General features: G+C 33.7%; 17 protein-coding genes. 1 reads left to right on the top strand and 16 read right to left on the bottom strand.

Going from position 1 to position 13,468, the window contains the following annotated elements; translation table 11 throughout:
• Positions 1–113 precede the first annotated feature (113 nt).
• The 11 genes from OZP15_RS10175 to OZP15_RS10125 all read right to left on the bottom strand — a co-directional run bounded on the left by OZP15_RS10175 (position 114) and on the right by OZP15_RS10125 (position 9,004).
• Entirely contained in the window at positions 114–710 is a 597-nt protein-coding gene (locus OZP15_RS10175; RefSeq protein ID WP_281336026.1) for a hypothetical protein, read from the bottom strand.
• A gap of 87 nt (positions 711–797) precedes the next feature.
• Positions 798–1,742, bottom strand: coding sequence for an IS1595 family transposase (locus tag OZP15_RS10170; protein ID WP_281336025.1), 945 nt, complete (start codon positions 1,740–1,742; stop codon positions 798–800).
• 127 nt (positions 1,743–1,869) lie between these two features.
• Positions 1,870–2,484 (bottom strand): hypothetical protein, encoded by a 615-nt coding sequence (locus OZP15_RS10165; RefSeq protein ID WP_269225344.1) that lies wholly within the window; start codon positions 2,482–2,484, stop codon positions 1,870–1,872.
• Between the two features lie 32 nt (positions 2,485–2,516).
• Entirely contained in the window at positions 2,517–3,194 is a 678-nt protein-coding gene (locus OZP15_RS10160) for a hypothetical protein (RefSeq protein ID WP_269225343.1), read from the bottom strand.
• 90 nt (positions 3,195–3,284) lie between these two features.
• Entirely contained in the window at positions 3,285–4,298 is a 1,014-nt protein-coding gene (locus OZP15_RS10155; RefSeq protein ID WP_269225342.1) for an Atu2307/SP_0267 family LLM class monooxygenase, read from the bottom strand.
• 18 nt (positions 4,299–4,316) lie between these two features.
• The gene (locus tag OZP15_RS10150) at positions 4,317–5,063 is read right to left on the bottom strand and encodes an SDR family oxidoreductase (protein WP_269225341.1); all 747 of its coding nucleotides are present in this window, start codon (positions 5,061–5,063) and stop codon (positions 4,317–4,319) included.
• Between the two features lie 23 nt (positions 5,064–5,086).
• On the bottom strand, positions 5,087–6,166 hold the full coding sequence (locus OZP15_RS10145) for an alkene reductase (RefSeq protein ID WP_281336024.1): 1,080 nt from the start codon (positions 6,164–6,166) through the stop codon (positions 5,087–5,089).
• A 6-nt stretch (positions 6,167–6,172) separates the two neighbouring features.
• Complete coding sequence (locus tag OZP15_RS10140; RefSeq protein ID WP_281336023.1) at positions 6,173–7,039, bottom strand: pirin family protein; 867 nt, start codon at positions 7,037–7,039, stop codon at positions 6,173–6,175.
• Positions 7,040–7,115: 76 nt separating this feature from the next.
• Positions 7,116–7,472: a DoxX family protein gene (locus tag OZP15_RS10135; RefSeq protein WP_269225338.1), complete on the bottom strand. Its 357-nt coding sequence runs from the start codon at positions 7,470–7,472 to the stop codon at positions 7,116–7,118.
• Positions 7,473–7,623: 151 nt separating this feature from the next.
• The gene (locus OZP15_RS10130) at positions 7,624–8,130 is read right to left on the bottom strand and encodes a nuclear transport factor 2 family protein (protein WP_269225337.1); all 507 of its coding nucleotides are present in this window, start codon (positions 8,128–8,130) and stop codon (positions 7,624–7,626) included.
• A 223-nt stretch (positions 8,131–8,353) separates the two neighbouring features.
• Positions 8,354–9,004 (bottom strand): NAD(P)-dependent oxidoreductase, encoded by a 651-nt coding sequence (locus OZP15_RS10125; protein WP_269225336.1) that lies wholly within the window; start codon positions 9,002–9,004, stop codon positions 8,354–8,356.
• Between the two features lie 90 nt (positions 9,005–9,094).
• Between OZP15_RS10125 and OZP15_RS10120 the strand changes: the two genes are divergently transcribed.
• Positions 9,095–9,457 carry a winged helix-turn-helix transcriptional regulator gene (locus tag OZP15_RS10120; RefSeq protein WP_269225335.1) on the top strand — a complete coding sequence of 121 codons (363 nt, stop codon included), beginning with the start codon at positions 9,095–9,097 and terminating at the stop codon, positions 9,455–9,457.
• 99 nt (positions 9,458–9,556) lie between these two features.
• Here the strand turns inward: OZP15_RS10120 and OZP15_RS10115 are convergent, their stop codons facing one another.
• The 5 genes from OZP15_RS10115 to OZP15_RS10095 all read right to left on the bottom strand — a co-directional run bounded on the left by OZP15_RS10115 (position 9,557) and on the right by OZP15_RS10095 (position 13,456).
• A complete protein-coding gene (locus tag OZP15_RS10115; RefSeq protein ID WP_269225334.1) occupies positions 9,557–10,177 on the bottom strand; it encodes an NAD(P)-dependent oxidoreductase in 621 nt (206 codons plus the stop codon).
• 110 nt (positions 10,178–10,287) lie between these two features.
• Positions 10,288–11,295 carry a zinc-dependent alcohol dehydrogenase family protein gene (locus OZP15_RS10110; RefSeq protein WP_281336022.1) on the bottom strand — a complete coding sequence of 336 codons (1,008 nt, stop codon included), beginning with the start codon at positions 11,293–11,295 and terminating at the stop codon, positions 10,288–10,290.
• A 135-nt stretch (positions 11,296–11,430) separates the two neighbouring features.
• A complete protein-coding gene (locus OZP15_RS10105; protein WP_269225332.1) occupies positions 11,431–12,012 on the bottom strand; it encodes a Crp/Fnr family transcriptional regulator in 582 nt (193 codons plus the stop codon).
• Positions 12,013–12,110: 98 nt separating this feature from the next.
• Positions 12,111–12,500, bottom strand: coding sequence for a nuclear transport factor 2 family protein (locus tag OZP15_RS10100; protein ID WP_281336021.1), 390 nt, complete (start codon positions 12,498–12,500; stop codon positions 12,111–12,113).
• 65 nt (positions 12,501–12,565) lie between these two features.
• Complete coding sequence (locus OZP15_RS10095; RefSeq protein WP_281336020.1) at positions 12,566–13,456, bottom strand: MBL fold metallo-hydrolase; 891 nt, start codon at positions 13,454–13,456, stop codon at positions 12,566–12,568.
• Between the last annotated feature and the right edge of the window lie 12 nt (positions 13,457–13,468).

Below are 13,468 nucleotides of genomic sequence, written 5' to 3'. Positions count from 1 at the left end.
GAAAACAGAAAATGATATAAAGGAATAGACTTTTTTTCTTTATTAACCTTTGGATAGAAGATGAAATACTGCTTGAAATGGATGGCTTTGGTTGGCGAATGATGCGAGAGGTTTTAGAGCTTCGTGAGCCCCAGTAATTCTATTAATTTTTCTCGAAATGCTTTTTTAGTAGAGTTTTCAACGTTGTAATATTTTACTTTAATACTATCCACAGATATTTTTTCGGTATTATTTGTTTTGAAGTTTTCTGCAATGAACCTAAAAATATCTGATTGGTTTTTGTGTTTGATAATCCCTGTTTCTATCAATAAGCCAAAAAAATAACTTAATTGTGCTACTGATAAATTGGTTAAAAATTTAGTTTTTGTTTCATTGTTTGAAATAGTTGCCAATTGGTTGGATTCGAGTTTAATTTTTTTGGATAAATAATCAATTTCTTCTTCAATCCAACTGATTATTTGCTCTTTCAATGATGGCAAATTTGGTTTGTATTTTATGAAATTTCTAATTTGCTTTTGGTTGTAATTTTTTAAAAGCTTGTATAGTAGATCTATCTTTTGGAAATTGTTTTCTTGAGCTTCTAATTCCTGAATAATATCAGCAGTTAAGTATTTAAAAAACTTAAGAGAATTGAAGTTTAAATAGAAAAGGGATTCCTTGATTGTTTCTTCGGAAATAGTTGTAAAATTTATTTGTTTGTAAAGTGTCATTCCGATATTCTTTTTCTATAAAACGAAGTAATTTTTCAAGATAAATATACGCACCTATCCATATTAAGACAAATGCACTTTGTTAAGTTATTGATTATAAACTATATCCCTCGGATTTCCGATAGGTTTATAATTATTGAAATGTTTTTCTTCAACTACCGCATTTTTAAGCAGTTGCAGGAAAGCATCTTTCTGTAAATGACGGTTATTGTACTTGTATGAGAACTCGGCAAGATAAAATGGTAGGTACTTTTTGCTTACACTCCTGAAACTACCTTTGATTCCGTTTTTGATTATGCTCCAAAACCCCTCAATTGTATTTATCGTTCTCATTCCTTTACCGTAACCCTCACTATGTTTTATAGTAATATGTTCTACTTCGTCATCAAATGCTTTGTAGCTTCTAAAATCATCTGTAATAACTATCGTTTCATTTGTCTTAACTACTTTTTTAAGCATTGCCAACAAATTTCTTGAAGTTAGTTTCTCAATAATTTTCACATATACTTTACCTTTCTTTTCGACTGCCCCGACTACTGGTATTTTAGACGTGCCTCGACCTCTTGTGGATGTTATCCTTGCTAAATTTGCTTCGTTTATGGGTTTCTTTCTGTTTCTTGCTTTTCCACCCATATATGCTTCGTCAAATTCGACAACTCCCTCTAATCTTAATTCGTTGTTAATCATTGCGCATCTTACTCTATGGCAAACATACCAAGCCGTATTATATTTGATTCCTACTGCTCTTGAAATTTCAGATGCAGATATTCCCATTTTAGCGTTATTCATTATAAACATTGCTTGAAAGAACTGTGGTAAAGGTAAACGTGTTCCCTCGAATATCGTTCCCATAATCACGCTGTAGTCTTTCCTGCAACTGTTACAATGCCAACGCATACCATCTTTACGTTTAGTAACGTTTGACGATTCACAATTAGCACAAACAGGATTCTTGCCCCATCTTATTTTTTCAAGATAGGCAACACACTTTTTTTGTGTTCCAAAGTCCTTATGTAATTGCTTTAAGTTCATTTTATTTACTCCTTTTATAAATGTCATAGCAACCAACTAAAACTGCTAAAACTCCAATTGTTAAAGCTATTGGATGCTTATCCCACGCTGTTTTTAATTTTTCTTTTGTTATCATTTTTCCTAATTTTTAGTGATTCCAATAATCAATTTTTTTAAATTTTTCATTCTCTTTTATGTAGCAAATTATTTTATTGTCTATTGCTAATTTCAAAGCGTTTTCTACAAATCCATTTGATGAAATAAAATACACTTCAACAAACTTATATTCTTTATTTTCACTTGCTTTATAATGGTTAATTTCATCAATCGTTTTTTGAACTTGACTAATATTAACTTTTGTTTTAAGGTTTTTACATTCAACCCAAGCATTTTCTTTATTTAAGTTTTCACTTAATTTAAAAGAAATAATTCCAATTATTAAAACAAATGTGCCAAAAAATATTATATACATTCCATCTGAATTATTGTTTATCACTAAAAATAGACCTATCAAACAAGTAAGTATGCAAATAATCATATAGAAATTACCTAGTTTTTTTAATCTTTCGCCTCTATTATCTAAACGTTCAGCAATCACGTCAACATTAGTACCTCGCATATTAAACTTCGATGCCATTTGAGAACGTATTCTTGCTTTTTCCCAACCTAAATCAGATTTTAAATACTCGCAAAATTCTTTTTCCAATCCAATTCCTTTTTCAAAAATCGTTTCTGATTCTTGTTCTTTTAATTTTTCTTCCATTTGATTTGTTTTAATTAATCAAATATCTGAATTTATTTTATACTTTTAACACCGTTTGTCTTAATATGGATAGGTGCGTAAATATAAGTAATTTTTAAACAATCTATTTTATCATAATTATTGGAAAATTGATATAAGTCTAATGAGTTTGCGGGATTGATTTCTTTTATAAATTTATGAGCTAAATTTTCAAGTGCATACTGTTTTCGATGGATGTACTGCTCGATTTGCTCTTTTGATTTTAATTTAAAAACCCGTTCTTTATTTGTTTTCTTTATTTTAGCATTTTCATTTTTCAGTGAATGGTAACAATATAGAAAGAAACGTTTTTCTTGTGATAAATCTTCGATTTCACACTCTTGTAAAATGTATATAACATTATCGTTTTTGGAACAGCAACGTAAACTGATTTGGATCTCTGTAATGTTTAGTTCATCAAGTATTTTTGGAATAAATCGTTCAAATCCTTCAGGCACATCACTTTCTTTGAAATTTAGTTTTGTAACTTTTGGATACAGATTGTGGATTGGTTTCTTTATAGTATATTTTGTATTCCCACTTTGCTTGATGAAATCTACTTGGTAAATAAGGAAACTTTCTGAAGTAAAATTTTCTAGAAATGGTATTAGGTCGTTACTGAAAATAATCCTTGGGTTTTTGATTTTTTTTAGTATTCTGTCATAGTTTTCCAGAATGTATTTTTGTTTCATACAATTTGAATTAAATATTTGAATTAAAGAATATAAAAATGTCTGATACAAACAGAAGTTCGCTATCAGACACTTTATATATAATTAGATTTAAGTATTAATTATGGGAATAACTTTACTTCCAATTAATTCAATGGATTCCATTAATTGTGAATGTGTTAAACCCGCATTGTCCATTTGGAAAGTAAATCTGGAAGCACCTCCTAAATCTTCACTGAATCGCATTATTTTATCGGCTATTTCATCGGGTTCGCCAACTAATAATGCACCATTCTTGCCTACTTGAGCATCAAAATGGGCTGGAGTAATTGGTGGCCAGCCTCTTTCTTTTCCCATTCGGGTAAAGGTTTCGGCATAACCAGGATAATAATCAGACAATGCCTTGCTTTTGCTAGTGGCTACATAACCTAAAGAATGTACACCAACTTTTAATTTTTCTGGCGAATGTCCTGCTTGTCTTCCTGCTTCTCGATACATATCTACCAATCCTCTAAATCGTCTTGTTTCGCCCCCAATTATTGCAATCATAAGTGGTATTCCTAACGTACCCGCTCTTACAAAGGATGCTGGAGTACCGCCAACACCAATCCATAAAGGCAATGTATCTTGGAACGGTCTTGGATATATAGATTGATTGTGTAAAGGAGCTCTGAACTTTCCTGACCAAGTGACCTTTTCATTATTTTGAATTTGGATTAGTAATTCCAATTTTTCCAAGAAAAGTGCATCATAATCCTGAAGATTGAATCCGAATAAAGGAAATGATTCTGTAAATGAGCCACGTCCTACTACTAATTCTGTTCTCCCTCTCGAAATAAGGTCAAGCGTGGCAAACTCCTGAAAAACCCGCACTGGATCGGCAGCACTCAAAACAGTTACTGCACTGGTTAGTCTAATCTGTTTTGTTCTAGCGGCAGCGGCTGCCAAAATTACGGCTGGTGCTGAATCGAAAAACTCACGACGATGATGCTCGCCAATACCAAATACTGACAAACCTGCCTGATCCGCCTGTTCTATTCGGGTTAATAAATCTTCGAGAATATCTGCGCCATCAACGGCTTTTTGAATTGTGCCGGATGCAAAACTGTCTATTCCTATTTCCATACTACTTTTAATTAAAAATTATATTCTACCACCGCCATTTGCAATGATTTGTTGTCCGTTTATCCAAGCTCCTTCAGGACTTGCTAGAAATGCCACTACACCAGCAATGTCTTCTGGTTCTCCCATTCTTCCTAAATTCATAGCTTGAGAAATTCTTTCCATTTCTTCTTTTGAAATTTCTTTTTCCATCAAAGGAGTTCTGGTTGGTCCTGGAAAAACGCTGTTTACGGATATTTGGCGATGACCCAGTTCTTGTGATAAGATTTCGGCAACTACTTTTCCAGCTGCTTTACTGGGAGAATAAATACCTAGACCCGCTGCTGGATAAAGTGAACTCGATGAAGAAATTTGAATAATGCGTCCGCCATTTTTAACGTGTTTGGCTGCTTGTTGCAAGACAAAATAAGTTCCTTTGTAATTTACCGCATTGATTCGGTCAAAGTCGGCTTCCGTAACATCTGCAATAGGAATCCCCATAATAGCTATTCCTGCATTGGCTACAACAATATCGATTCCGCCAAATTCTTGAATCACAGCGTCAAAAAGGCTACTTATTTCTGATACTACACCCACATTGGCGTGAAATGCTACTGCAATTCCACCAGCTTCAGTAATTTCATTTACAACGGCATCGGCTGGTTTAGAATCTCCAATGTAATTCACCGCTATAGCAATTCCGTCTTTCGCCAACCGAATGGCAATAGCACGACCGATACCTGTTGCAGCTTCTGTTATCAAAGCTACTTTTTTGATTGATGTTATCATAATTTGTTGGTTGAATAATCGATTTATTGCAAACTTGGATAATCGGTATAACCTTTTTCATTGCCTCCATAAAATGTAGTGCGGTCGGCTTCATTAAGTTCGGAGTTCAGTTCAAAACGTTTTACCAAATCGGGATTGGCAATAAACGGAACTCCAAAAGAAATAATTTTGGCTATTCCTTTTTGTAATTCTTCTTCGGCAGTTTCACGAGTATAACCTGCATTGGCAATTACGGTATGTTTTGTTAATGTTCCAAAAGTTCCCATTACATCTTTTGCATATTGCTCAAAGCCTTGTTCTGGAAGAAACAATGGATTCATTAAATGAATGTAAGCCAAAGGCAAATTGTTCAGTTCTTTTATTAAATAAGAATAGGTTGCAATTGGATCACTTTCGATAATGCTGTTATATGGAATACTTGGCGATAATTTGATTCCTGTTTTTGTTTCGCCAATAGTAGCTGATATTGCCTGCATTACTTCCAGAATAAAACGACTTCGATTTTCGATACTTCCACCATATTCATCATTGCGGATATTAGCACTTTCGGCTAAAAATTGATTCGGTAAATAACCTGTAGCAGCGTGAAGTTCTACCCCATCAAAGCCTGCTTCTATAGCATTTATGGCAGCTTGTTTGTAATCTTGCACCACTAGTTTTACTTCGATTGTGCTCAATGCTCTTGGCGTTTCATAATCTACAAGTCCTTGCGACGAAAAATGTTGTTGACCTGCAATAGCAATTGCAGATGGTGCAACTGGTAATACACCTTTTTTATCTGCCGAATGGGCTACACGACCTGTATGCCAAAGCTGGGCGAAAATTTTGCCTCCTTTTTCGTGTACTGCATCTGTTACTTTTTTCCAGCCTGCAATTTGTTCCTCGGTATAAATTCCGAGTGTAAAAGGGCTTCCTAATGCTTGTTCCGAGATATTGATGCCTTCCGTAATTATCAACCCTGCAGTTGCTCTTTGGGTATAATAAAGAACGGTCAAATCATTTGCTACTCCGTTTCCTTCGCCACGAGCACGTGTCATAGGTGCCATTGCTATACTGTTTGTTAGACTTAAGTTTCCAATTTTATTTGATTGTAATAATTTCATTTTTTCTTATTTATTTAGATTAATTTTTCCGTATTTTCCATCATAAAAATCACGGTATGCTTCACATATTTCGGCTAGTGAGTTCATCACAAACGGACCTTCTGACACAATAGGTTCTGTATATTCTTCGCCACCAAACAATAACACATCGATAGCGGTTTGTGAGGTGTTTATTATTTCAATTTCTCCTGCTTTTCTACCAAATTCTACAAACTCTCCTGCTTGAAATTCGGCATCATTGAGTATTGCATTTTGTGTGGTTAAAAAAGCGGCAACTTCTATTTTATCAGCCAAATTGATAGAAAATTTCTTTCCAACCTCTAAATGAATGTGATATAAAAACTGTTCAGAATAATTAGGGATTTTAGAACTCAATTCTTCATAGTTGCCTACAATTACTTTTATCCAACCTGCTTGGTTAGGCAATGCTTTTCTAGGTACTTCTTCCGCTTGGATTGCTATATGTTCTGGACTTTCTGCTTTGTTTTTGGCAGGAAGATTAATCCAAAACTGAAAGCCTTGAATCATTTTACTATCCGTTTGAGAGTCGTAGTTAAAATTTTCGTCGTGTATGATTCCGTTTCCGGCTTTCATCCATTGCATACCGCCAGAATAAATTTTTCCGGTATGTCCTGCACTGTCAAAATGTTCTACTTCGCCTTGAAGAATATACGTTAATGTAGCAATGCCCCGATGTGGATGAGCACCCATTCCTTTTGTATTGATGATTTCTTTGATAGCTGGTGCTACATAATCAAGAAACACAAAAGGACCTACTTTTTTTGCATAGCGATTGGGTAAAATTCTATTGATAATCAAAGGACCGAGATCGGTTTTGTTACCTTTTGTAGAGAAACTGGTTTCCTTTTTCATAGGTATAGGATTTGTTTTTTGAGCGATCTTATTTCATTATGCTTCGCAACCGTTTTTTTAGTGGATATTTTATTTATTAAATTTCATCTTGGTAGTAATTAGATACTCCCAAAATCACTAAAAAGATAATCGGTGCAGTAGCTACAGACATTGGGTCTCCACTTGCTATATGTGCAATAAATGCAGAAACAAATGTCAATGCAAATCCAAAATAAGCGAACGATTTAATTTTATCTGGAACTATTGGAAGTATTAATGCTAAAGCTCCTAAAATTTTGAGAACTCCAAGTTCAATTCTGAAATAATCAGGGAATCCTAAATGCACGAATGCTGCTTTCATATCTGGATTTGAAAAATATCCGTAAGCACTAAATATCATCATAGCACTAATAATTCCAGTTGTTGCCCAGTAAATAATTTTGTTCTTGTTCATTTTTTCTAATTTTTAAGGGTTGTTTTTTTGTTTGTTTTATACTGTAAAATTGCATTCTAATCAAGTCTTAAAACGATGAGATATGATAAAAAAAACCGTTGACATTTGTCAACGGTTTCTATTGGTGTATTGTAAAAAAAGGTGTATATAATTATTTCTTATCAAAACTACCACCAGTCATTGCTTTTTGGAAAGCTTGTGGATTCCAATATTCACGGTAGTTTATAATGAGTCCGTTACGGAAAGTTACAAAAGTGGCATACTTCATTTCATACGGATTGCCATTACCAATTACCACACCAGACGCACTCCATTCTGCTATGGCAACATTTTCGTCATCAGTAGGATAGATTTTCAAGGTTGGAAGCGATTTTACATCAATGTAAGTTGGGTAATTTTTTAGGTATTCATAAATGGCAACACGCCCTTCAAATTTTGCTTGCATACCTTCAGGAGCAAAAGGAAATTCACATACTACGTCTTTATCACAAAGTTCTGACCAAGCTTTCATATCTTTAGAAAGAAAGGTGTTTAAGCTGTTTCGAAGCAATTCTGTAGCTGGAACTTTTTTTGTGTTTTTTGCTTTTTTTGTTTGTGCTGATACGGTTGTTCCGAATGCTACTAATAGGGCTAATGTGATTGTTTTTAAATTTTTCATTTTTGATTCAATTTTAATGTTGTTTTTTTATCGTTTTTGATAGGGCAAAGTTGCATCAAAGGCAAGCCTTGCGACAATGAGATATGATAAAAAAAACCGTTGACAAATGTCAACGGTTTAGTCAAAATTATTTAGAATTGAAAACAGGTTTAATACCGTTAAGATTGACTAAAAATTGCAATTCTATTTGTGATAGACGATTATTTTAAAAGCAATTTTTCAATTAATAACCAATAGTAAATGGCTTACCAACGTAATGTTGATTTTTGATTTCATCAACTAATGCCACCGCATAATCTTCGAATGAAATAGTGCTTCTTCCGTTTTCGTCTGCAACTAGATTAGTAGTTCCTAATCTAAATTTACCAGTGCTTTCGCCTGCTTGTATCATTGCTGCTGGGTTAAAATAAGTCCAATTTTCCAGTCCTGAAGCTTCATATAATTTTTGAACTTCACCGTGTACGAAAATCGAAGGCTTATATTCTTCAGGAATATTACTCATAATGTCAGCGACATCCAACATTCTTACGCCTGGTGCAACCTCATTATTGGTACCTCCACCAACTGCAATAATTCTTGTTTGTGATTGTTTTTTTAAAGCATCAATAAGATTTTGATGCGCTTTTTTAAACTGTTCTGGAGAAAGTCCTGCATAAAGTGATATTGCAGATACTACAACATCCTTACCAGCTATTAAAGACGGTAATTCTGTTTGGTTTAGTAAGTCGCCTTTGATTACTGTTAAATTTGGGTGTTTCAATTCTAATGCTTCTGGTTTACGTTGCACTGCCGTTACTTCATACCCTTTATCCAAAGCTTCTTTTAAAATTCTCTGCCCAATGTTGCCCGTTCCTCCAATTAATAATACTTTCATAAGATTTTTATTTTTATTTGATTTTTAATAATACAAAGGTATATTTGCACTATTGTAAAAACAAGTACTACCTAAAAAGTAAGCGTATAAATGGCAAAGAGAAAAGAGAATTCAACCAATAGCTTAAACAATAACGTCCTTACTAAATGTCCTATGTCCTTTACCATTGAAATGATTGGTGGGCGATGGAAAACGATCATTCTATATCAACTTCGAAATGAGCCATTGCGATTTGGACAGTTGAAAAAAATATTGATATTCACTACAGAGAAAATGCTGGCGCAACAACTGAAACAGTTAGAACTTGATGGTTTGGTTGTGAGAGATGCAAAAGAAATTGTTCCCCCACACGTAGAATATTATTTGTCTGAAAAAGGTAAAACATTACTACCTGTCCTAGAGGCTATGGCAGAGTGGGGTGAAATTCATAATCAATTATCAAAAGAATGTTAGTTTAAAATTATTGTCACATTATTTTTTAACATCGATTCATAAAAAAACCGCTGACATCTTGTCAACGGTTTTGAATTATTTTAAAGGGGATACTATAAGTTATCCTTTGTTTACAAGACCAATTCTTGTTTGTTTAAAATTTTGCTCATTAAGCTCTTTCGCAATATAATGCCCTACATTACCTGCGAATATTTCTTTGCTTTCGCTTTGTGGAAAATATTTTTCTTCAAAAATATAATTACCATCAGAGTCCCCCTTAACAATCATTGTTGGACACACAACTAAATAATTGACATCTATAGCTGCAAGATAAGTATAAGCATCCCAATGATCAGCTCGTGGATTTTTCAAAAATGCTGGTTGTCCTGGCAAATCTCTTCTTAAAGTATTGAAATTTAAAAGTGTTAAACCAGAACCTGCTACTACAATCAATCTTTGTTCTTGCGAAATGTGTTTAGTAACTAATTTTACAAATGGTGTTAGAACTTGTGTAGGATCTTCAAGATCTCTATTGGCTACTGCACAAGCTATTGCATCATAATCTTTAATGATTGCTGCAATTTTAGCTTCATCATCCAATTCTCCGGAAATAACTTTTACTCCGTCAATTGAAAATCCAGTTTGTCGGATATAAACTGTTACTTCATTTCCAAGTTTTAAACTCTCTTTTACAATCTGTTTCCCAACTAATCCTGTAGCTCCAAATACAATTACTTTCATTTTATATTCTTTTTTTGATGACTGTTTGTAAGTCAGTTTTGTTAAACCCTTCCAACAAATACAGTAGTTATAAATGTCAACTGTTTTGATTTTTTTTAAAGTGTCGTGACTTATATATTCACTACAATTTTTCCAAATTGCTGGTTGGATTCTAAATAATTATGAGAAGCAACGATGTCATCAATACTAAAAACTTTATCAATAACTGGTTTCAATTTTTCTTCTGCTAATCCTTTATCAATAAAAGTGACAGCTTGTATTAAAACTTCCATATTTCCCATTACTTCAATCGCTGAATAACCTCTAATAGTTGGTGTTTTCATCAAAACATCAAATGCTGGGAAACTGGCAGGTTCATGACTTAATGCACCGTAAACAAATACTTTTCCGTTTTCGGCAACCGAGCTTAAAAGATTACTGAATTTAGCACCCACAACAGGATCTAAAATGATATGAGCTCCAACATTATTGGTGATTTTTAAAACTGAAGCAGCTATATCTTCTTCGGATGTTACAATAACGTGAGCCGCACCCGCTTTTAATAATGCTTCTTTTTTCTTTGACGAAGTAGTTAAAGCAATTGCAATTCCTCCAACGTAGTTTGTCATTTGAATAGCAGCCAATCCTGCACTGCTTGAAGCGGCATTAATTACCACGAATTGTCCCGCTTTTAATTGACCTGAATGCACCACCATACCATACATTGTTAAGTAACTTGTCCAAACAGATGCTGCTTCATCAAAAGACAAATTAGATGGATATTTGTGTATTGCATAGGCTGGCATATTAATATATTCGCCATAAGAAGCATAGTTGTGTAAAGAAAACCCCGGAACAACATTTACGACATCGCCCACTGCCAAATGCGAAACTTCAGCACCAACTGCTTCGATAATTCCAGCGGCTTCATAACCTAATTGAGCTGGAAAAATAGGATTTTCGATATACATTCCTTGTCGGTACATAGCATCAGCTCTGTTAATTCCAATTGATTTAACTTGAATTCTTACTTCTTGTGCTGCTGGGAAAGCAACTTCAACTTGTTCTACTTTTAATACTTCTGCCGTTCCAGCTTCGTGGAAAACCACCGTTTTTGACATTTTTGATAAATCACTCATTGTTTTATTTTTTTAAATTTTAATAATTTTTGATAAGGCAAAGTTGCATCAATGGTAAGCCTTGCGACAATGAGATATGATAAAAAAAACCGTTGACAAATGTCAACGGTTTTTGTAAAATTTTAAATCGAGTCTTTATTTTATGGCTTGTTTTCTAATTCTGCTCAAGGTTTCTTTTGTTATACCCAAAAAAGAGGCAATAAGATGTTGTGGAAATCGCTGTATAAACTGGGAGTGATTTTTTGAAAATTCTTCATAGCGTTTTTCTGCTGTATTACTAATAGTAGAATTCAATCTTCGTTGGTTGGCAATGGCATTTCGTTCATCCATTAACCGTATCATTTCTGTCATTGAAGGAATTTTTGCCATTAAATCCAGCATATCGGCTCTGGTTATAAGTAGTATATCGGTATCTTCCCAAGCATCAATGTTATAAATAGAAGGAGTAAGCATTGTAGAGCTTTCTCGGTCATTTGCCCAATAGTTTTCTATGTACAATTGTACAATATGTTCTACTCCTTTATCATCTACGCTGTATTGGCGCATAGCTCCTTTTACAATAAAACCAGCGTATTTGCAAACATCGCCTTCCTGCAAAAAATATTGTTTTTTTCTGAACTTTTTGGGTTTAAAAGTAGCTACAATCAAAGCTTCTTCATCGCTAGTAAGTGGTAAAGTAGTATATCGATTTATGTAGGATATAAGATTTTGGTGCATTGATTTTTGATTAAATTAAAAATAGCAAGCTAAAAAAGAACAAATTTAACTGTTTGTTAGTCGTATTAAAGACAATGCAATATACAAAAAAATGATTTTTATTTCATAGCATCATTAACTGGCTGACTATCTACAAACTGTTCAAAATTGATTATTTTGCTGTCTTTTAATTTCCAAACGTGAGCTACTCTGGCTGTGAATAATTTGCCTGTAATTTTATAAGTTCCAGAATAGGTTCCAAAAGCAACCACTTTATCATCACTAGCCACGTAATCTTCAGGAGTGAATTTATAATCAATCCATTCACTTCCCAATCGGCTAAAAACATTTTTGGTTATTTCTTCTAATCCTATATAAGTTCCTGCGTATGGAAAACCTTTTGCTTCAGTCCAGGAAATATTTTCAGCCGAATATTGAGCTAGATTTTTACCGTTTTCTTCCGAAGTTTTTCCTTCGTAAGTGCTTTTTATGATATCAAGATTTGTCATTGCTTTTTTATTTAAAGAACAGCCTGACAATGCTAAAAGTATTATCAGGGTGTAAATAATTGATTTTACCATTTCATTTCTCCTGTATTTACTTTGGCACCAATTTGCAGTGCAGTTTCAAAAGTAAGTATTGGATATTTTGCTTTCAAAGCTGAAATTAAAGCCTCTGAAGTTTTATTTGTTTTCAATGCTTCTTCGTAGAATTGAATATAACTTTTGGTATGATTTACGGAAGTGATATCAAATGGCGAATTTGAATTGGCGTGAGCAGGAATAACAATTTCAGGTTTCAAAGCCGTGATTTTATCTAAAACTGAAATCCAATTTTTACGGGCCTCTGTAGTTTGTGCATCTGCCATCCAAAGATGAAAAGTGGTTCCAAAAACATTGATTCCGCCTACAACAGCTTTGATAGAAGGAATCCACACAAAAGTTTTATTTGGGAATTCTTCCAAACCAATGATTTCTAATTGCTGACCTTCTAATTCAATGCTGTTTCCTTTTAAAACCTGAGGCAAAACAACATTTGACGTAATAGCTTTACCTAATCGTTCGCCCCAAACGTCTAATTTTTTTTGAGCTGTAGCCTTGATAGCTTCTACCGAAGCTGGTGAAGCATAAGCCACTACATCAGGGAAATATTTTTTGAATATTTCCAATCCAAAATAGTAATCAGGATCTGCGTGAGAAACATAAATAGTGGTTAATTTTTTTCCACTTGCTTTGATTTCTGCGGCTACTTTTTCAGCATCCACGAAAGTAAATTGTGCATCAATTAAAATCGCATCCGTTTTTCCTGATACAATTACCGAGGCTACACCAAAACTATTTTCGGATGCGTTGTAAACTTGAAGTTTCAAATCTTTGGTTTCAATTGTTTTGAAACTTTGTGCTTGTGATTCCATATTAAATAAAATTAAGGTTGCTAAAAATACTGTTGAGATAATTTGTTTCATTTTTCAATCATT

Source organism: Flavobacterium eburneipallidum (assembly GCF_027111355.2).
Classification (GTDB): Bacteria; Bacteroidota; Bacteroidia; order Flavobacteriales; family Flavobacteriaceae; genus Flavobacterium; species Flavobacterium eburneipallidum.
Note: the sequence above shows the minus strand (reverse complement) of the source record. Positions and strands in the feature narration are given on the sequence as shown.

Bases quoted from the DNA above. Each gene is read 5' to 3' on its own strand.
- OZP15_RS10155 (WP_269225342.1), bottom strand. From the start codon at position 4,298: ATGGAAATAGGAATAGACAGTTTTGCATCCGGCACAATTCAAAAAGCC.
- OZP15_RS10140 (WP_281336023.1), bottom strand. From the start codon at position 7,039: ATGAAAAAGGAAACCAGTTTCTCTACAAAAGGTAACAAAACCGATCTC.
- OZP15_RS10160 (WP_269225343.1), bottom strand. From the start codon at position 3,194: ATGAAACAAAAATACATTCTGGAAAACTATGACAGAATACTAAAAAAA.
- OZP15_RS10100 (WP_281336021.1), bottom strand. From the start codon at position 12,500: ATGACAAATCTTGATATCATAAAAAGCACTTACGAAGGAAAAACTTCG.
- OZP15_RS10125 (WP_269225336.1), bottom strand. From the start codon at position 9,004: ATGAAAGTATTATTAATTGGAGGAACGGGCAACATTGGGCAGAGAATT.
- OZP15_RS10130 (WP_269225337.1), bottom strand. From the start codon at position 8,130: ATGAAAAATTTAAAAACAATCACATTAGCCCTATTAGTAGCATTCGGA.
- OZP15_RS10095 (WP_281336020.1), bottom strand. From the start codon at position 13,456: ATGAAACAAATTATCTCAACAGTATTTTTAGCAACCTTAATTTTATTT.
- OZP15_RS10165 (WP_269225344.1), bottom strand. From the start codon at position 2,484: ATGGAAGAAAAATTAAAAGAACAAGAATCAGAAACGATTTTTGAAAAA.
- OZP15_RS10145 (WP_281336024.1), bottom strand. From the start codon at position 6,166: ATGAAATTATTACAATCAAATAAAATTGGAAACTTAAGTCTAACAAAC.
- OZP15_RS10120 (WP_269225335.1), top strand. From the start codon at position 9,095: ATGGCAAAGAGAAAAGAGAATTCAACCAATAGCTTAAACAATAACGTC.
- OZP15_RS10105 (WP_269225332.1), bottom strand. From the start codon at position 12,012: ATGCACCAAAATCTTATATCCTACATAAATCGATATACTACTTTACCA.
- OZP15_RS10110 (WP_281336022.1), bottom strand. From the start codon at position 11,295: ATGAGTGATTTATCAAAAATGTCAAAAACGGTGGTTTTCCACGAAGCT.
- OZP15_RS10175 (WP_281336026.1), bottom strand. From the start codon at position 710: ATGACACTTTACAAACAAATAAATTTTACAACTATTTCCGAAGAAACA.
- OZP15_RS10170 (WP_281336025.1), bottom strand. From the start codon at position 1,742: ATGAACTTAAAGCAATTACATAAGGACTTTGGAACACAAAAAAAGTGT.
- OZP15_RS10135 (WP_269225338.1), bottom strand. From the start codon at position 7,472: ATGAACAAGAACAAAATTATTTACTGGGCAACAACTGGAATTATTAGT.
- OZP15_RS10150 (WP_269225341.1), bottom strand. From the start codon at position 5,063: ATGATAACATCAATCAAAAAAGTAGCTTTGATAACAGAAGCTGCAACA.
- OZP15_RS10115 (WP_269225334.1), bottom strand. From the start codon at position 10,177: ATGAAAGTAATTGTATTTGGAGCTACAGGATTAGTTGGGAAACAGATT.